Origin of the sequence: Sorangium sp. So ce185 (genome assembly GCF_051526825.1) — a bacterium.
In the GTDB taxonomy this organism is placed as follows: Bacteria; Myxococcota_A; Polyangia; order Polyangiales; family Polyangiaceae; genus Sorangium; species Sorangium cellulosum_D.
The window spans coordinates 13392151-13409828 of record NZ_CP150316.1 but is presented as its reverse complement, the minus strand read 5'-3'; the positions used below and the strand labels follow the sequence as shown (position 1 = coordinate 13409828).

Genomic DNA, 17678 nt, shown 5'->3' with positions numbered 1-17678 from the left:
CTGGATGTAATGGCACGCGATGCATCGCGCCCTCGCCACCGCTGCACTGCCGCTCCTCTTGCTCGCGTGCGCCACCGCCTCGCCGCCGCCCTCCGCGCCGGCGGCGCCCGCGCCCACGGCGCCCGCGCCCACGGCGCCGGCGACGGCCGCGGCAGCGCCCGACGCGCGCGCGCAGCAGGCGCTCGGGGAGCAGCTCGTCGCCGCGTTCAACGACACGTGGAACCGACACGACATGGATGCGTTCGCCGCCCTGCACGCCGAGGACGCGGACTTCGTGAACATCTTCGGGATGTGGTGGCACGGGCGCGCGACCATCCGGGAAAACCACGCTGGCATTCACAAGACCGTCTTCCGGCAGAGCCGCCTCGAGAGCGTGCGCGTCGAGACGCGCTTCGTGGCGCCGGACGTCGCGGTGGTCCGGTGGGCATGGGTGCTGACAGGCATCCTGACCCCCGACGGCAAACCCGCGCCCGACATGCAGGGCATCCTGGTCCACGTGGCGCGGCTCGAGGGGGACCGGCTAAAGCTCGTGACGACGCAGAACACGCAGGCGACCGCCGACGCTTTCCGCGCGGTGCGCGGCGCGGAGCCGCAGGCCGGACCTGCCCAGTAGGGCCGCCTCCGCCGGCGCTCGACGAGCCGTCAGCTCGCCAGCGCCGCCTCGCCCCGCCGCGGCCCCTCCCCCGCCCCCGAGAGCGCCGCGCGGAAGCTCTGGATCGTCGCGTAGAGCCCCTGCCGGAGCGCCACCCGCGGCTCGAACCCCAGCGCCCGCCGGGCCAGATCGATCGCCGGCCGCCGCTTCCGCGGATCGTCCTCCGGCAGCGGGCGGAACACGATCCGGCTCGCGCTGCCCGTGAGCCGCACGATCTCCTGCGCCAGCTCGAGCACCGTCACCTCCACCGGATTCCCCAGGTTGACAGGCCCCACCTCCACCGGGTGCTCCATGAGCCGCACACACCCCTCCACGAGATCGTCGACATAACAGAAGCTCCGCGTCTGCGCCCCGCTCCCGTAAATCGTCAGCTCCTCCCCCCGCAGCGCCTGGACGATGAAGTTGCTCACCGCGCGCCCGTCGTCGATCGCCATCCTCGGACCATACGTGTTGAAGATCCGCGCGATCCGCCCCGACGCCCGGCCCTGACGGTGGAAGTCCATCACCAGCGACTCCGCGCAGCGCTTGCCCTCGTCGTAACAGGCGCGCACCCCGATCGGGTTGACCCGGCCGAGGTAGCTCTCCGGCTGCGGGTGCACGTCCGGGTCGCCGTACACCTCGCTCGTCGACGCCTGGAGCAGCCGCGCGCCGTGCCGCTCGGCGCACTCGAGCGCGTGCAGCGTGCCCATCACGTTCGTGATCGTGGTGCGCACCGGATCGCCTTGATAGCGCGCAGGGCTCGCCGGCGACGCCAGGTTGTAGACCCGGTCGATCTCGTAGTCGAAGGGCAGCGTCACGTCGCGCTCGACCAGCCAGAAGCGGCTGCTCCGCATCAGGTGGGCCACGTTGGTCGGCGAGCCCGTCGAGAAGTCGTCGAGCGCGATGACCTCATGGCCATCCGCGAGGAGCCGCTCGCACAGGTGCGAGCCCACGAAGCCGGCGCCCCCCGTCACCAGGATGCGCATGCTCCTCCCCACCGCTCTCCCGTTCGCGTCCACCATCGGAACACCTCCGTTGTCGCAAGCCCGCCCCTCGCGGGGCGCCGAGACCACGCCCGCCCGCGCCGCGCCTCACGCGAGCGGGCTCCGGTGATGCGCCGGGTCGCAGCGGCGGACCCCGGACGCCGCGCCGCTCCGCTCGAGCTCGTCCTCCTCGTCGCCGGCGAGCCACGGCGACGGCCGCAGGAGCAGCTCGTCGACGAGGTCGAGGAGCGTGTCGACCCGGTGCGCGCACGTGTGGCGCGAGAGCACCGTCCGGCGCCCGTGCTCCGCCACGCCGCGCGCGAAGCCGGGGTCCGCGAGGAGCGCGCGGAGGTGCTCCGTCATCTCCGCGCCGGTGCGCGCGACCAGGTAGTCGCGGCCGGGCGAGAAGAGGCGCTCGGCGTCGGTCCACGGCGCGCTCACGAGCGGGATCCCGCACGCGAGCGCCTCGAACGGCCGGATCGTGGGGATGCCGGGGAGCAGCGCGGCGTACGGCCGCCGCGGGACGTGCACCGTGACGCGGGCGCGCGCGTAGGCGTCGGGGACGAGGTGGTTGGGGAGCCAGCCGGCGTACTCGATGCCGGCGTCCGCGAGCGCCGCGAGCGCGTGGTCGGGGTAGCGCACCCCGTGCACGCGCGCGCGCAACCCGAGCGCCCGCACCGGCTCGATCAGGAACTCGCGGAGCTCCGCCGTCCGCTCGCCGTCGCCGAAGTTGCCGATCCACACGAGGTCGCGCTCCTTCTCGACCCCCGGCAGCGGTCGGAACACGCGCGCGTCGGCGGCCTCGTGCCACACCACGGCGCGCCGCGCGACGCCGCGGCGCAGGTAGAGATCGCAAAGGCTCTTTCCGAACCCGAGCACGCAGTCGTACCCCGAGAGATCGCGGCGCACGATCGCGGCCGGATCGGTGAGCAGGCGGTGATGCGTGTCGTGGAAGAGCAGGCGGTAGCGATCGGTGCGCGCGCGGTGCTCGCCGAGGCGCCGCACGAGCTCGGGGTCGTTCCGCTCGTGGACGAGCACGACGTCGACGCTCGCGAGCGCGGCGTCGAGGTCCAGCGCCGCGGGCGCGTAGCGGCGCGGGCAGAGGCGCGGGTACACGGCGGCCGACTCCCACGGCGCGGCCGGGCCGCCCTCGGCCTCGAAGCGCTCGGCGCCCGCGGCGTCCTCCGGCTCGAAGGCGAGGACGTCATGGCCGCGGGCGTCGAGCTCCGCCGCGATCCCGCGGAGGAAGTGGGCGTGACCGTGGTCCCGGTCGGAGAGCAAGGAGTGACAGAAGAGGGCTATTCGCATGGTGTCCCGCAAGGCGTGGGCGTCGAGGGAGGGCAGGCCCGCGAGGCGGCCTCCGGCCGGGCCGCGCGCGCGACGGCGTAGATCTCGAGGTAGCGGCGGGCCATGGCGTGCGGGCTGAAGCGCACCGCGCGCCGGCGGGCGAGCGCGCCGAGCGCCTCGCGGCGCGCGGCGTCCTGGATGAGCTGATCGAGGGCGCCGCGGAGCGCGCCCGGGTCGTCCGCGGGGACGTAGACCGCGGCGTCGCGCCAGAGCTCGCGCAGGCTGGGCAGGTCGCCGAGCACGAGCGCGCAGCCGGAGAGGCCGGCCTCGAGGACCGACATGCCGAACGGCGCGTACCGCGCCGGGAAGGCGTAGATCGCGGCGCGGCCCATCCACCACGCGAGCTCGCCCTCGTTCATCCACCCGAGCGAGCAGAGGCTCTCCCCGGCGCGACGGCCGACGCCGCCCGGGGCGACGTCGCTCCCGGCCACGAGCACGGGCCACGGGAGGCGCGGCGCGACCTTCTCGAGCGCCGCGAGGTTCTTGGCCTCGTCCCAGAGCCGGCCGGCCGCGAAGACGAACCGCTCCTTCGGGGCCGGCGCGAACCGCCGACGGTCGCGCGCGTGCGGGACGACGTGGCCGCGCCCCAGGCCGAGCGCGCCGTACTCGCCCGCGAGGGCGCTCAGCATGGCCGCGCTCGGCGCGACCACCGCCTCGGCGGCGCGGAGCCCCTCCGCGACGCGCGCCCGGTAGACGTCGTGGCGGACCGGCGCCGGCCGCCGGTGGACGGCGCGCCACCACGACAGCACGCAGGCGTGCGCCACGACGACGCGCGGCGCCCGGAACGGCAGGGCGGCGTGGCAGTAGCCGTTCAGGTGGACGACGTCGGGGCGCGTCCGCTCCTCCAGGTCGAGCAGCCAGTCGCCCGCGGCCGCGACGTCGTCCCAGGGGTCGTCCATCCACTCGAGCCGGTAGGCGCTCTCGACGAGCTCGAGCCCCGGGATCGCGGCCGCGGCCGCGCGCGCCGCGGGCGCCAGCGGCCCGCCCATGACCGCGAGCGCCGTGGCCACGCCGGCGCGCGCGAGCCCGGCGGCGAGCTCGAGCGCGTAGGTCCACACGCCGCCCTGCGTGTCGGCCGTCATGAGCACCCGGCCGGGCCGCGGCGCCGCCGCGCCGGAGAGGTCGCCGTCACCACGCGCCATGCTCGAGCTCCGAGAGCGGCAGCGGCGGGCCGTCCTGCAGGTCGCTGAGCGCCCGGTGCTCGGCGATGTAATGGGCGTGCGCTCGCTCCCAGGCGCCGTCGTCGGGCGCGCCCCACCGCCGGGCGTACGCCGGAGAGCCGGGGTACGGGAACATCGGGACCGGCTCGTTCGCCCACACGCCGAGCCCGAGCAGGCGCTGCCGCCACGACGCCGCCTCGCCCGGATCGTCGGCGTCCGCGTGGATCAGGCTCGCCTGGACGAACGGCACGCTCCGCCGGGCGTGGACGAGCAGCCCGGTGAGCTCCTCGACCGACGCGCCGCGCCGCCTTCCGGGCGCGTCGCTCCCGTCCGCCGAGGCGCGCTCGATGCCGGCCTCGATCGAGACGCAGCCCGCGCGGCCGAGGAGGTCGAGCATCTCGCGCGACCAGGCGTCGATCCGGAGCTGGACGCCGAACACGACGTCGCGCGCGCAGAGCGCCTCGAGGAGCGCCCGGTCGGGCAGGAAGAGCTCGTCGATGAAGTACACGTGGCGGACGCCCTGGGCGAGGAGCGCGTCGAGCTCGTCGAGCACGGTCGCGAGCGGTCGCCGCCGGGGCTTGTCGCGGAGGCGCGCCGCCGCGCAGGAGGCGCAGGGGTGGGGGCAGCCGCGCGAGGTCTCCATCTCGGCGCTCGGCCCGTCGGGCACGGCGTCGAAGCGGTGGTGGTGGTGGGCGTGGCGCGCGATCGTCGCGGCGTCCCACCGCAGGGGCGGCAGCGCCCTCATGCAGGCGGCGTAGGGGCCGCCCTGCACGTGATCGACGCCGTTCCTGCGGTAGGCGATCGACGGGATCTGCCAGAAGCGCGACTCGGTCGCGCCCGCGAGCAGGACGAGGATCTCCTCGCACTCGCCGAGGACCACGACGTCCACGCCGAGCTTGCGGAGCGCCGCGCGCGGCGTGGCGGAGCCGTGGGGCCCCACCGCGACGAGCAGGCCGCCGTGGCCCCGCAGCGCGGCGGCGGCCGCCATGGGCACGCGCAGCTCGGGCGGCGGGCAGCGCCAGAGGAGGTAGCTCGGCGCCGTGGTGATCACCGTCATGTCCGGGCGGAGCGCGGCGACCTCGGCGCGCACGACGCCGAGGTCGATCCCGCGCGCCTGCGCGTCGATGAGGGCGGCCTCGTGGCCGGCGCGCTCGAGCAGCGCCTTCGCGTACCCGAGCTCGAGCGGCAGGTGCGCCTCGCGGCAGCCGGCGTAGACGCTGCCCTCGAAGCGCCAGGGCGGGTTGACCAGCGCGACCTTCACGAGGCGACCCCCAGCCGCCGGTCCGCGCGGCTCAGCCGGACGGACGCGGGCACGTCCCCGTAGACGGCCCCGAGGCGCTCCTCGACCCCGAGGCGCCATTGATAGAGCGCGCGCAGCCCGTCGCGGAGCGCGACGCGCGGCGTCCAGCCGGTGAGCGCCTGGAACGCGCGGCAGTCGGAGACGTAGTAGCGCTGATCGCCCGGCCTCCACGCGGCGAGCGAGACGACCGGGCGGCGGCCGTCGAGCTCGGCGATGAGATCGAGCAGCTCGACCGGGCTCACCGCCCTCTCCGGGCCGCCCCCGATGTTGAAGGCGCACCCCGAGGCGGGCTCGAGCTCGCGCCGCGCGAGCAGGAGGGCGTCGACGAGGTCCTCGATGAACAGCGCGTCGCGGACCTGCAGCCCGTCGCCGTAGAGGGTGATCGGGTCGCGGCGGATGGCGCGCGCGACGAAGTGGGCGATCCACCCCTGGTCCTCGTTGCCGAACTGCCGGGGGCCGTAGATGCAGCTCATCCGGAGCACCGCGGCGCGGAGGCCGAAGGTGCGGGCGTAGTCGAGGACGTACTGGTCGGCGGCGCCCTTGGAGCAGCCGTGGGGGCTCCGGAGATCGAGCGGCTGCGCCTCGGAGATGCCGTGGTCGCGCGCGCGCTCGCAGAGGGGCTGGTATCGGTCCTCGCGCCGCTCGAGCGGGAGGTGGGCCAGCGCGCCGTAGATCTTGTGGGTCGAGGCGAAGAGGAGCGGCGGCGGGCGATCGAGCCTCCGGAGCGCCTCGAGCACGTTGAGCGTGCCGCGCGCGTTCACCTCGAAATCGAGCGCCGGGTCCGCGACGCTGCGGGTGACGGCGACCTGCGCGGCGAGGTGGAAGACGAACGAGGCGCGCCGCACGGCGTCGCTCACGGCCTGCTCGTCGCGGACGTCGCACAGGAGGACCTCCACGCCGTCGGCGTGGCGCTCCCGGAGGAGATCGACGTTCCGCTCGACGAAGGCGCGCGAGAGGTTGTCGAGGACGAGGACCGGCTCCCCCTCGCGGAGGAGCCGATCGGCGAGGCTCGAGCCGATGAAGCCGGCCCCTCCGGTGATGAGGACGGGCGGCTTCACAGCGAGAGCCCCCTCGCCTCGAGCTCGGCGCGCGCCTGGGCGGCGCCGTCGCGCGCGATCTGCCCTTCGATCCAGCCGGCGAGCTCGAGGAGCCCGCGCTCGAACGGGACGGACGGCGCGAACCCGAGGACGCGCCGCGCCTCGCGGGTGTCGGCGAAGCAGTGCCGGACGTCGCCCACGCGGCACCGGCCGGTGATCTCGGGCTCGATCTCGCGCTTGCCGAGCGCCTTGCAGAGCGCCTCGGCGACGTCGAGGATGGAGCGCGGGCGGCCGGTGCCGATGTTGAGCGCCTTGCCGGCGGCGGCGTCCTCGGCGAGCGCCTTCGCGCAGGCCTCGGCGACGTCGCGCGCGCTCACGAAGTCGCGCTGCTGGAGCCCGTCCTCGAAGACGAGCGGAGGGCGGTTGTTGAGCAGGCGCGAGGCGAAGATGGCGATCACGCCGGTGTAGGGGTTGGAGAGCGCCTGGCGCGGGCCGTACACGTTGGCGAGGCGGAGCGCGACGACGGGGATGCCGTAGGCGCGACCGGCGATGAAGCAGAGCCGCTCTTGATCGTACTTGGAGAGGGCGTAGACGGACTCGAGGGCGGGTATTTTGTCCTCGGGCGTCGGCACGGGGACGAGGGGCTCGCCGTCCGCGGCGCAGATCTCGAAGGCGCCGCGCTTCAGCTGCTCGACGGGCCGGCTGCGCGGGGCGACGAGCTCGCCGCTGGCCCGGCGGTAGAGGCCTTCTCCGTAGACGCTCATGCTGGAGGCGACGACGAGCCTCCGCACCGGCTGCTCGGCGAGGGCCTCGGCGAGCACGGCGGTGCCGACGGTGTTGACGGACGTGTACCGCTCGACGCGGTACATGCTCTGTCCGACGCCCACGGCGCCGGCGAGGTGGACGACCGCGTCGACGCCGTGGAGGGCGCGCCTCACGGCGTCGCGGTCGCGGACGTCGCCGACCATGAGCTCGACGGCCGGGTCGAGGTGCGCGGGGCGGCGCCGGTCGGGGCCGTGGACCTGGGGTACGAGGCAGTCGAGGGCGCGGACGCGGTGGCCTGCGCGGAGCAGCTCGTCGGCGAGGTGGGAGCCGATGAATCCGGCGCCACCCGTGATCAGGACATGGTCAGGCATATCATGCTCCGTTCCGGTCTGGACGAGCAGCGGGCGGCGCGAGAGAGCACCTCGCGAGCGGGCGGCGCAGGACGGCGCGGCGGACAGAGCGTCCGCGCGCCGCGATCTCCCCCCGGCTCCGCGCCTCGCTGCGCTGGAGTCTCCGAGGGGACACCGATTAACATGCGGTCTCTGGGGTCGCAAACCGATCGGAGGTGCTTTGTCTCGAGAGGGAACTCGGGGCGGCGCGGGCCTTAGCGGGGGTCCGGAGGCGCCGGAGGGTGCGCCGTCCCCCGTCTCTCGCCTCTCACTCGCCCTCCGCCTTCCGTCTTCCGTCTCCCCTCTTCCGTCTCCCCTCTTCCCTCTTCCGTCTTCCCTCTTCCGTGCACGTGCGCGTGCGCGTGCGCGTGCGCGTGCGCGTGCGCGTGCAGTGGTCAAATTGGAACATGAAGGCGGGAAGGCGGGAAGAAAACCTTAATAATCTTCCCGCCTTCCCGTCTTCATGTGGACTCTCTCTGGGCAAAGTTGACCACTACCCGTGCGCGATTCCCCCGGAATCAGCGCGCACGCGCACGCGCACGAAGGACGAGCACGGAAGAGGGAAGACGGGGGACGGGGGACGGGGGACGGGGGACGGGGGACGGGGGACGGGGGACGAGAGGCGGACGACGTCTGCATGAAGCCCGAGCGAAAACCTCTCGAGAACACCGATCAGCTGTTCGAGCGAGAAATAAACCGCCAAGGCACCAAGGACGCCAAGACATTGCCTTCTTCTTGGCGTCCTTGGCCCCTTGGCGGTTCGAAACTCTGCTCGCTTCAGGCGGGTCCAACCCGCTCCTCGCCCCACCGCCATCGCGCAACCGGCGATGAGCTCGGGTGAAGCGGAGCTGGAGCGCCCAGCGCGGGGCGTTCAGCCCGGACGGCCAGGGTCCGGCATTCCGAACATCGACGGGGACTGCGCTGGAGGAGAGCGGGCTTCGGGGTGTCCGGGGAGGGGCGGACGCGCGCCGCCGAGGCTCAGCTCGCGGTCGGCTGGCCGGTCAGGCGCAGGTAGATGTACGTGTAGCCGAGGGCTGCGATCGGCCCGGCCACGAGCGTGCCGACGCAGCAGGCGAGCATGCCCGCCACCACGAGCGCGAAGACGAGCAGGCCATAGACGAAGATGCCGCCCTTGTGTCCGGTCGTGATTCGCCAGCTTTCCTTCATCGCGTCGACGGCGCCCAGGTTCTTATCGACGATGCACATGTTCGTCATGCTCAGGCCGAGCGCGAGGATGACGCCGGGGACGATCAGGAGGACCATGCCGACGCCGATGGCCATAGAGGTCAAGATCTGGGCGCCCAGGATGGACATGAACCACCGCCCGCCGCCGAGGATGTCGTTGAACGCGTACGGCTGGCCGCGCGCCACCTTCAGGAGGAGATTGGACAGGCCTCCGGCGAAGTAGCTGCCCACCACGAAGCCGAAGAGCTGCATGAGGACCTGAATGGCCGATCCGGCGGCCGGCGCGTCGCTCGCGAGCGCCGCCTGGAGGCCGCCACCGATGAAGTTGGGGAAGCCCGCCGCGAGCCCGACGACGGCCACGGCGCCGATGATCACCGCGGGATCGCGCTTCACCCGCTCCCAGCCGAAGGACGCGGCATCTCCCGCCCCCCACGACGTCGGGCCGCCCATGCCAGGCGGCGCACCGTAGGGGCCGCCGCCCGGCGGCGGACCGTAGCCCCCACCGCCAGGAGGCGCACCAAACCCCCCACCAGGCGGCTGACCCCAGCCGCCGCCACCAGGAGGCGGGCCCCAGCCGCCGCCGCCGGGCGGCGGGCCGTAGCCGCCGCCCCCGGGAGGCGGGCCGTAGCCGCCGCCAGGAGGCCCGCCGCCAGGAGGCGGGCCATAGCCGCCCCCCGGGGGCTGACTGTAGCTACCGCCCGGCGGCTGACCGTAATTGCCGCCCGGGGGCTGGCCATAGCTACCGCCCGGCTGCCCCGGCGGCTGACCGTAACCACCCCCCGGCTGCCCCGGCGGCTGGCCGTAACCGCCCCCCGGCTGCCCCGGCGGCTGACCGTACCCGCCCGGCTGCCCCGGCGGCTGGCCGTAACCACCCCCCGGCTGCCCCGGCGGCTGACCGTAACCACCCCCCGGCTGCCCCGGCGGCTGACCGTAGCCACCCCCCGGCTGCCCCGGCGGCTGACCGTAACCACCCCCCGGCTGCCCCGGCGGCTGACCGTAGCCGCCCCCCGGCTGCCCCGGCGGCTGGCCGTAGCTGCCGCCAGGCTGGCCCGGCGGCTGGCCGTAACCACCCCCCGGCTGCCCCGGCGGTGGGCCGTAACCGCCGCCGCCCGGTGGCTGACCGTAACCACCACCGCCCTGACCGCCCCCTGATCCCCCGCCCCAGCCACCTTGGCTCATCTTGTCTCCACCGGGTGTGAATCCCAACGATGTCCGACCCAACCCCCCCACTATACGTGGAGGGCGCCGGCACGGAACAACTAACTTCTCCCTACGCAGCCAGCGCGCCGTAGCCCCCCGCACCGCCGCGCAGGATCGACCGTCGAAAGCCTGCCGGCATTGCGAGCAGCGCCGTCACGACGGATTGCGCAGGGCGCCTCTCGATGGACGGCAATCGCCCCATCGAGGTCCATTGCGGGACACGCGCACGAAACGGAACAGCACGAGACGGAAGAGCACGAAACGGTGACGGATCACCTCGACAGCACGCCGCTCAGGCAAAGCCCGGCGACGCTGCTCGTGAACGAGGTCCCGTCCTCGCGCTTCACCTCGGCGGAGTTGCCCGTGAGCGGCGACAGAAACACCCCCTCGACGACCCCGGCCCCCTGCTTCGCCGTCACGAAGCGGCCAACGAGAGCCCCCGGCGACACCGCCTCGACCGGCGCCCCCGGCGCGATCGCCTGCTCCTCGGGCAGCTCCGCGCGCCGGAACCCCCCGAACCGCACAACCGTACCGCCATCCGCTTTTGGCACAATTTTACCGATGCACTGCCCAATCGGGGTGTTGACGGCCGCGTAGCGCACGGTGGCGTCGATCGGCCGCCGCCGCGACTCGCCCACGAGGACGGCGGCGATGGCGAGGACGAACGCGGCGATCGGGACCACCACCGCGGTCGCCACGACCGCAGCGGCGGCGCCGGACGTCGCGCGGCCGAACGCCGCGAGCTCGGCGCTCACGGCCTGCTCGAACGACCGCAAGATCACCACCTGCCGCGCGCGCACGCGCTCGAGGACCGCCGGCGCGATCAGGTTGTCGGCGGCGCAGAAGCCGCACCGCGCGATCGCGCCGTCGCCGCCGCCGAGCGGCGCGCCGCACACGTGGCACGCCGCCGGCTCGCCCGGGGCCGCCGGCGGGCGCGCGGCGCACGCCTCCTCGATCCGCCGCTGCCGCCGGCGCACGAGCGCGAGCACGGCCGCGCCCGTCCCGACCGTGCCCAGCCACGCCGCCACCACCATGCCGCCGGTGACCAGGTTCCCCTCGGTATCGGGGCTGACCCAGACCCCCAGCAGGATGATCGCGGCGAGCGCCGTGATCGGCACCGACGCGAGCGAGAACACCACGAGGAGCCGCGCGTGCCGCCGCGACGCCGCGACCAGCATCCGCCGCAGCGCGTCCGAGAGCTGGCGCCGGCGAGCGTCGGTCTGGAAGACGACGTGCGCCGCGGCGCGCAGGCCCTGCGCCGCCTCCGCGGGCGGCGGGCCGCGGTAGTGGCACGCCGCGCACTCCATGAGATCCGGGCTGGCGAGCGATACCGGCGCAGGACGCCCGCAACGCGGGCAGTGCACGGCGAGCATCGCTCGATTACGCCAGCCGCGTCTCGGCGCGTCAAGGCGCCCCGCCGCGCGCCAGGCGCAGCGGCGCGGGAGCGCGCGGCCTCGACCGCATATCGTGGCCGCGGCCGCCCTCACCGCGCCCGCCGCGCCGCCTTGCGCGCGCGCTTCCCCGCCGACGCGAGCAGCTCGATGACGACGATCCACCCGTCCACCTGCTCCCGGGCGAGCGACGGCGCCTGGACCTCGGAGGGCGTGCCGCGCAGCACCAGCGTGCGGAGCCCGCGCTCCTGGGCCGACGCATGGAGGCCCATCAGGACGGGGTTCCAGAACGACCCGTCGAGAAAGGGGGTGATGACGCCGACGGTGACCGGGCGGTCCGCGGCGGCGGGCGCCGCGCCCTGGACCGGCGGGGCGGTCGTGCGGCGCGCGGGCGGGTGGGTGCTGCGCGCGGGAGGCAGGGAGCTGGCCCCTCGTCCCGAGCCCTGCCCCGGGTCGCCGGGGAGCTCGCCCCACTGCTCCGGCACCGAGACGCTGCTGTCCCGCCCGCCCTGACCCATCGTCGCGCTCCCCCCCGGGTCTGCTTGACCCCATCCCGCTGAGCCTCCGGCCCGGAGGCCAGCGCCATCCCTAGCCGATCTCGGGTGGGCGGTGTGGAACGCAGCGGTGCCCTCGTTCCGCCCGCCCGAAGTCAGGCCGGGGATGGCCGGGCTCCCGCGCCGCTTCGCGGCGGCTCCGTTGTAGCCGCCGGTGGAAACGATGCTTTGCTCAGACAGACCTTATGGTCTTCGCTCGGCAGTGTCGGGAGCGACGAAGTGAAGTGATGTTCGCGCTAACATGGAAACTTCTGCCCGATGCGGCAACCCGACGACGAGCTATCCTTTCGACGGTTCGCCTCGCTTGATCAAAATGTGCATAACCGGCATGCTCCGCGCATGAACGTTATCGTCCCGTCCCGTTGGTCGCAGGGTACCCTCGCCGCTTGCCTGGCTGCCGCGGCCTTCACGGGCTGCGCCGGCTCCGGGGAGGGGAAGGACGCAAGCGGGAGCGGCGGATCGATCGCAGGATCCACCGGCGGAGGCGGAAGCGGTGGTCAACCGGGCGCCGGGGGCGCGGGCGGTACCGCCGCAACCGGAGGCGTCACGGGGGGCGGCGACGCGAGCAGCAGCAGCGGTGGGGTCGGTGGCGCGGGCGGCGCGACGGGCGGCGGTGGCTCCGCCGGCGACGGCGGCGGGGACACGGGCGGCGGCGCGGACGCCTGCCCGCCGGCGCCACCCCTGACCGGAGGCATGGAGTATTGCTCGAACCGCCGAGGCGATGCGGGCAATGGTTACGGTTTCGAGCTCTGGGCGGAAGGCGGCGGGTCGGGCTGCATGACCGTGCACAGCGTCGACGCCACGTTCAGCGCGGAATGGAACAACGTCGAGGATTTCTTGGCGCGCGTCGGGCTCGACTACAACCAGACCCAGAAGCACACCCAGATCGGCACCATCTCGGCGGAGTTCGCGCATACCAAGACGGAGGAGAACGGCGGCCTGACGTACATCGGTATCTACGGCTGGACCGTCAACCCGCTGCGCGAGTTCTACATCCTCGACGACTGGGGGAGCGAAAAGCCGGCGGGTTTCTCCTCCGACGGGACGCCGCGGGACGAGGTGGGCACGCTCACCGCCGATGGCGAGACCTACGACGTGTGGAAGAAGACCCGCGTGAACAAGCCGGCCATCACGGGTCCGAGCGCGACGTTCGATCAGTATTTCAGCATCCGGCGGACGGCGCGCACGTGCGGCACCATCTCCGTCTCCGAACACTTCACCAAGTGGGAGGCGCTCGGCCTCCCCCTCGGGAATCTGCACGAGATCAAGCTGCTGGTCGAGGCCCAGAACAACAGCGGGACGGTCAAGTTCACGACGGCGAAGTTCACCGTGAAATGAGCGTTTCGGCCGGCGCGATCACCTTTCCGGGGTTGAGGATGCCGCCCGGGTCGAAAGCATCTTTGATGCGGTGGTGCAGCGCGAGCGACGCCGCGCCGAGCTGGCGTGTGAGGAGGCCGCGCTTGAGCGTGCCGACGCCGTGCTCGCCAGTGATCGTGCCGCCCAGATCGAGCGCCTGCGCCATCACCTCGTTGAAGGTCGCGACCGCGCGCGCCTCGGCAGCGGCGTCGCTTCGATCGAACACGACCAGAGGGTGAAGGTTACCGTCGCCCGCGTGCGCCACCGTCGCGACGGTGGTCTGCCTCGCGGCGACGATCGCCTCGATTCGACGGAACATCTCCGGCAGCTGCGGCAGCGGCACGGCGACGTCGTCGACGAGCACCGTGCCGAGCTGCTCGAGCGCCGTGAGCGCGAGGCGGCGCGCGGTGAGCAACATCTGCCCCTCGCCCTCGTCCTCGGTGGTGGCGACCACCGTCCCGCCGGCGGCCTCGCAGGCCGCCTGCATGCAGGAGAGCTCGGCGGACCCGGGAGCGTCGCTCTGCGCGATGAGCATCGCGGCAGCCTCGGTGTCGAGGTCGAGCGGGCGGAAGCGCTCGACGGCGCGGATGGCCGTGCGGTCCATGATCTCGAGCATCGACGCGTCGACCGACCGGACGATCGCCGCGACCGCCCGCCCCGAGGCCTCCAGCGACCCGAACGTCGCGACCAGCGTGGTCGCCGGCGGGCGCCGCCGCCGCAAGCGCAGCGTGATCTCGGTGATCAGCGCGAGGGTGCCCTCGGAGCCGACCAGGAGGCGCGTCAGATCATAGCCGGCGACGTCCTTGCGGCTGCGGCCGCCGGTGCGGAGCGCCGTCCCGTCCGCGAGCACCGCCTCGAGGCCGAGCACGTAGTCGGACGTGACACCGTATTTCACGCAGCACAGGCCGCCGGCATTGGTGGCGACATTGCCGCCGATCGTCGAGATGGCGTAGCTCGACGGGTCGGGCGGATACCACAGCTCCCGTTCCTGCGCCGCGGCCTTGAGCTCGCCGTTGAGCACCCCCGGCTGGACGACGGCGAGCATGGCCGCCTCGTCGATCGCGAGGATCCGGTTCATGCGCTCGAAGCTCACCACCACGCAGCCGTCGGTGGCGGTCGCCCCGCCCGCCACCCCGGTCCCGGCGCCGCGCGGCACCAGGGCGATGCGGTGCTTGGTCGCCCACCGCGCCAGCGCCTGCACGTCGGCGGTCGAGGACGGCCGCGCCACGGCGAGCGGCCAGCCGCCCGGCGCCCAAAGGGCCTTATCGTGGCGATACCCCTCGATGACGTCCCGATCCGTGACGAGGCCGTCGCGCAGCGTGAGGGCAAGCTCATCGAGCGGGCTCATGTGCCGTAGAACTCCGAGAGGTGCGCCCTGAGGAGCGTCGCGCCCGACTTCGCGTTACCGCGCTCGATCGCGCGCAAGAGCGCCCGGTGCTCCTCGACCACCCGCGGGCGGATCGCCGAGAACGAGCGCGCCCGCAGCGCCTCTTCGAGGTGGAGCCGGATGCTGTCCTTGACCGCGACCATCACGAGGGAGAGCGCCTGGTTGCCAGAGGCCGCGACCAGCGCGGCGTGGAACGCGATATCGACGTCGTAGAAATCGGTGGGCGAGATATGCTCCCGCGCCATCTCCTCGAGCGCGGCGCGCGCCTCATCGAGGTGAGCGGCGACAGGCGCGGCCGCCGAGCGGGTCATTGCGGCGGTCTCGATCGCGACGCGAAGCTCGATGAGGTCCGGGAGCGACACGTTCCGGAGCTGGACCACGTGGGTGAGCGCCTCGCAGAAGCGCTCGACCGCCGCGTCAGGGCTCGCGGCCTGCATCGGCGAGGTCCGCCCGCGCGACGCGAGTAGCCCCTGCGCCTGGAGATGGCGGAGCGCCTCGCGGACCGTCGCGCGGCTGACCCCGAACTGCTGAGCGAGCTCGCGCTCGGGCGGCAGGCGCTCGCCCGACGAGAGCGAGCGATTGAGGATCGCGTCACGGATCTGGTCGGCGACGTCGACGTAGATCGCCGAACGGGACACGGTCCGGAAGCGTAGTGCGTTGGTCATATTGTCTTTTGGTCAGACCAACGTACTTTCGGCCATCGGCGCGGTCAAGGCAAAATCTGGAGTTCCCGCCGGCCAGCTTGGGGTTCGCCCCGGAGCGCTCCTCGGGCGAAACTATCCACGTGAGCATCGAGAACGTCGAAGATCTGCGCGTGCTTGTGGAGACGGCCCGCCGCGGGACGCTGACGGCGGCGGCGCGGGTCCTGGGCGTCACGCCGGCCGCGGCCAGCGCCATGCTGAAGCGGCTGGAGGCGCAGCTGGGCGAGCGGCTGTTCGAGCGGTCCACGCGCGCGCTGCGCCTGACGCCGGAGGGCCAGATCCTCCTGGACTACGCCTCCCGCGCGCTCGATCTCCTGGAAGAAGGCGAGGCGCAGCTCGCGTCGCAGCGCCGCTCGCTCGTGGGCACGGTGCGCGTGGCGGCGCCGTCGGATCTCGCGCGCAGCGTGCTCTTGCCCTGGCTGGACGAATTCGTGGCGGCCCATCCGGGCGTGCGCTTGGCCCTGTCCGTGACCGACCGCGTGCAGGACGTGATGCGCGACGTGGTGGACCTGGCCTTGCGTTATGGCGAGCTCAGCGACTCCCGGCTGGTGGCCCGGGCGCTCTCCACGACGCGCCGCGTGCTCTGCGCTTCCCCCGCGTACCTCGCGCGGCGCGAGCCGCCGCGCTCGCCCGAGGATCTGGCCCAGCACAACTGCCTGACCTTCCACGTCAACCACAAGCGGCATGTGGCCTGGCGCTTCGAGAAGGGCGGCGCATGGACCGAGGTGCGCGTCGACGGCGACCGCGACGCCGACGACGCGGCCATCGCCCACCAATGGGCCCTCGCCGGCGCCGGCCTGCTCTACAAATCCGAGCTGGATCTGGTGCACGATCTGCGCGAGGGCCGCCTTGTGCGCCTGCTGCCCGGCTGGCAGGGTGAGCCCTATCCGCTCAACGCCATCCTGCCGAGCCATCGTTTCGTGCCGGCGCGGGTGCGCGCCCTCGTCGACTTCCTCGCGGCGAAGCTCCGCGACCTCTCGCCTCAGAAGCCCGGTGTGCCCGGCGCCAGGGGCTTGAAGCGATAGACCAGGTAGGGCGCCTTGTTCCTGGCCACGCCGTCGGCCTGGAGCGCGCTGGTGAGGGACAGCTGCGCCGCGCCGGTGTACATGGCCCCGTCGCTGTTGTAGGTGACGCCGTCCGGCCAGACCATGCCCGGGTCGCTGACCAGGCGCTCGTATTTGCGGGTGCCCGACGGGATGATACCCACGGCGCGCTCGCCGACCTCGGTGAGGTACAGGTTGTCGTCCCGGTCGATGGCCAGGCCGCCGTTGAAGGGCTTGTCCGCGTAGGTCTCCACTTTCGCCCCGAGCTGCGCGGCGGTGAGCGACGTGTCGAGAAGGTCGCTCATCCGGATCCGGTACATCTTGTAAGCGTTGAGCGGGGCGAAGTAGAGCCACTCGCTCTTCGTGTCGAGGGCGATGCCGTCCACGCCCACGTACAGGTCGACGGCGCCGCTCGTCGGTCGACCCACGTCCCAGCGGATGGGCTCTTTCAGGGGCATCACGCTGGGATGGCCTTGCAAGAGGCGCCGGCTGTCGCCGGTGGAGAGGTCCACCACCACGAGCGCCGCCTTGTCGCCGACGCCGCCCGAGCCTTCGCCGATGGCCTCATCGGCGATCACGATCACGTTGTGCTTCAGGTCCACCACGAAGTCGTTGTGCTGCGACTCGGTGAGGGTGGCTTCCGGTGAGATGGGGATGACGCGCTTGAGCTTGTTCTGGTGGGTGTTCCACCCAACGAGCTTGGGCACGAGGCCAGCCGGGCGCCCCGCCGCCTTGTCCGTGGATTTGGCCGAGTCGAGCAGCCAGAGGACGCCGTTCTGGTCCGTATGCAGGCCGAGCACCCAGTCCAGGCAGGCGTTGAAGTCGGATTTCCAGCTGCCGTCGGCGTTCTTGCAGCTTTGCCACGCCGCGCTCGGGTACGGTGTGGTGGACTCCCGGTCTGGGTTGAGCAGCGCGACCTGCACCTCGGGCTCGTAGAACGGGTGAAAGCCGATGATCACCCGGCCGTCGGGCATCTGGGTGATGCCGCCGACGCCGGTCGCGTCGAGCCGAGCATAGACCTCGAGCGCGGGCTGCGGCGGCCGCGCCGGGATGGCGCTGGCGCCGCAGCCCGCCGGGCCCGCGACCAGGGCCGCGCCCGCGACCAGGGTCAGGCTCGCGAGCTCGAGCTTGAGATGGGCAAACCGATGCATGCTTGTCTCCTCGTCGTGGTGGTCCTCCATGTTTGAGGAGCGCGCCCTGCCGGACAAGCGACGGCACGCGGAAACAGTTTCAGCGTTTCGTTGAGGAT

Annotated in this window: 15 protein-coding genes; 3 read left to right on the top strand and 12 right to left on the bottom strand. The window is 73.1% G+C overall.

All coding sequences use genetic code 11. The features are described from left to right. Window positions 1-19 precede the first annotated feature (19 nt). Window positions 20-613 carry an SgcJ/EcaC family oxidoreductase gene (locus WMF26_RS49600; RefSeq protein ID WP_437998413.1) on the top strand — a complete coding sequence of 198 codons (594 nt, stop codon included), beginning with the start codon at window positions 20-22 and terminating at the stop codon, window positions 611-613. A gap of 29 nt (window positions 614-642) precedes the next feature. On the opposite strand, the gene WMF26_RS49595 is transcribed toward WMF26_RS49600, so the two are convergent. The 9 genes from WMF26_RS49595 to WMF26_RS49555 form a co-directional block, all read right to left on the bottom strand. Continuing rightward, window positions 643-1653, bottom strand: coding sequence for a UDP-glucuronic acid decarboxylase family protein (locus WMF26_RS49595; RefSeq protein WP_063823936.1), 1011 nt, complete (start codon window positions 1651-1653; stop codon window positions 643-645). A gap of 69 nt (window positions 1654-1722) precedes the next feature. Next, entirely contained in the window at window positions 1723-2922 is a 1200-nt protein-coding gene (locus tag WMF26_RS49590; protein ID WP_437998412.1) for a CgeB family protein, read from the bottom strand. Continuing rightward, entirely contained in the window at window positions 2913-4103 is a 1191-nt protein-coding gene (locus WMF26_RS49585; protein ID WP_437998411.1) for a glycosyltransferase family 4 protein, read from the bottom strand. Before WMF26_RS49585 ends, WMF26_RS49590 begins: the two co-directional genes overlap by 10 nt. Continuing rightward, the gene (locus WMF26_RS49580; protein ID WP_437998410.1) at window positions 4090-5382 is read right to left on the bottom strand and encodes a TIGR04295 family B12-binding domain-containing radical SAM protein; all 1293 of its coding nucleotides are present in this window, start codon (window positions 5380-5382) and stop codon (window positions 4090-4092) included. The genes WMF26_RS49585 and WMF26_RS49580 overlap by 14 nt, the downstream gene beginning before the upstream one ends. Further along, entirely contained in the window at window positions 5379-6479 is a 1101-nt protein-coding gene (locus WMF26_RS49575; RefSeq protein ID WP_437953039.1) for an SDR family NAD(P)-dependent oxidoreductase, read from the bottom strand. Before WMF26_RS49575 ends, WMF26_RS49580 begins: the two co-directional genes overlap by 4 nt. After that, window positions 6476-7594, bottom strand: a complete 1119-nt coding sequence (locus WMF26_RS49570; RefSeq protein WP_437998409.1) for an NAD-dependent epimerase/dehydratase family protein — start codon at window positions 7592-7594, stop codon at window positions 6476-6478. Before WMF26_RS49570 ends, WMF26_RS49575 begins: the two co-directional genes overlap by 4 nt. Before the next feature lie 996 nt (window positions 7595-8590). Continuing rightward, on the bottom strand, window positions 8591-9976 hold the full coding sequence (locus tag WMF26_RS49565; RefSeq protein WP_437998408.1) for a YciC family protein: 1386 nt from the start codon (window positions 9974-9976) through the stop codon (window positions 8591-8593). Window positions 9977-10269: 293 nt separating this feature from the next. Next, window positions 10270-11370, bottom strand: a complete 1101-nt coding sequence (locus WMF26_RS49560; protein WP_437998407.1) for a hypothetical protein — start codon at window positions 11368-11370, stop codon at window positions 10270-10272. Between the two features lie 110 nt (window positions 11371-11480). Then, window positions 11481-11906, bottom strand: a complete 426-nt coding sequence (locus WMF26_RS49555) for a hypothetical protein (protein WP_437998406.1) — start codon at window positions 11904-11906, stop codon at window positions 11481-11483. A 294-nt stretch (window positions 11907-12200) separates the two neighbouring features. On the opposite strand from WMF26_RS49555, the gene WMF26_RS49550 reads away from it, so the two are divergent. Then, window positions 12201-13280, top strand: a complete 1080-nt coding sequence (locus tag WMF26_RS49550; RefSeq protein WP_437998405.1) for a glycoside hydrolase family 11 protein — start codon at window positions 12201-12203, stop codon at window positions 13278-13280. Here WMF26_RS49550 and WMF26_RS49545 read toward each other — a convergent pair. Then, window positions 13267-14646 (bottom strand): FAD-binding oxidoreductase, encoded by a 1380-nt coding sequence (locus WMF26_RS49545; RefSeq protein WP_437998404.1) that lies wholly within the window; start codon window positions 14644-14646, stop codon window positions 13267-13269. The genes WMF26_RS49550 and WMF26_RS49545 overlap by 14 nt on opposite strands. Then, window positions 14643-15350, bottom strand: coding sequence for a FadR/GntR family transcriptional regulator (locus WMF26_RS49540; RefSeq protein ID WP_437998403.1), 708 nt, complete (start codon window positions 15348-15350; stop codon window positions 14643-14645). Before WMF26_RS49540 ends, WMF26_RS49545 begins: the two co-directional genes overlap by 4 nt. 119 nt (window positions 15351-15469) lie before the next feature. On the opposite strand from WMF26_RS49540, the gene WMF26_RS49535 reads away from it, so the two are divergent. After that, complete coding sequence (locus tag WMF26_RS49535) at window positions 15470-16411, top strand: LysR family transcriptional regulator (RefSeq protein ID WP_438002498.1); 942 nt, start codon at window positions 15470-15472, stop codon at window positions 16409-16411. On the opposite strand, the gene WMF26_RS49530 is transcribed toward WMF26_RS49535, so the two are convergent. Further along, complete coding sequence (locus WMF26_RS49530) at window positions 16369-17580, bottom strand: L-dopachrome tautomerase-related protein (RefSeq protein ID WP_437998402.1); 1212 nt, start codon at window positions 17578-17580, stop codon at window positions 16369-16371. The genes WMF26_RS49535 and WMF26_RS49530 overlap by 43 nt on opposite strands. Window positions 17581-17678 lie beyond the last annotated feature (98 nt).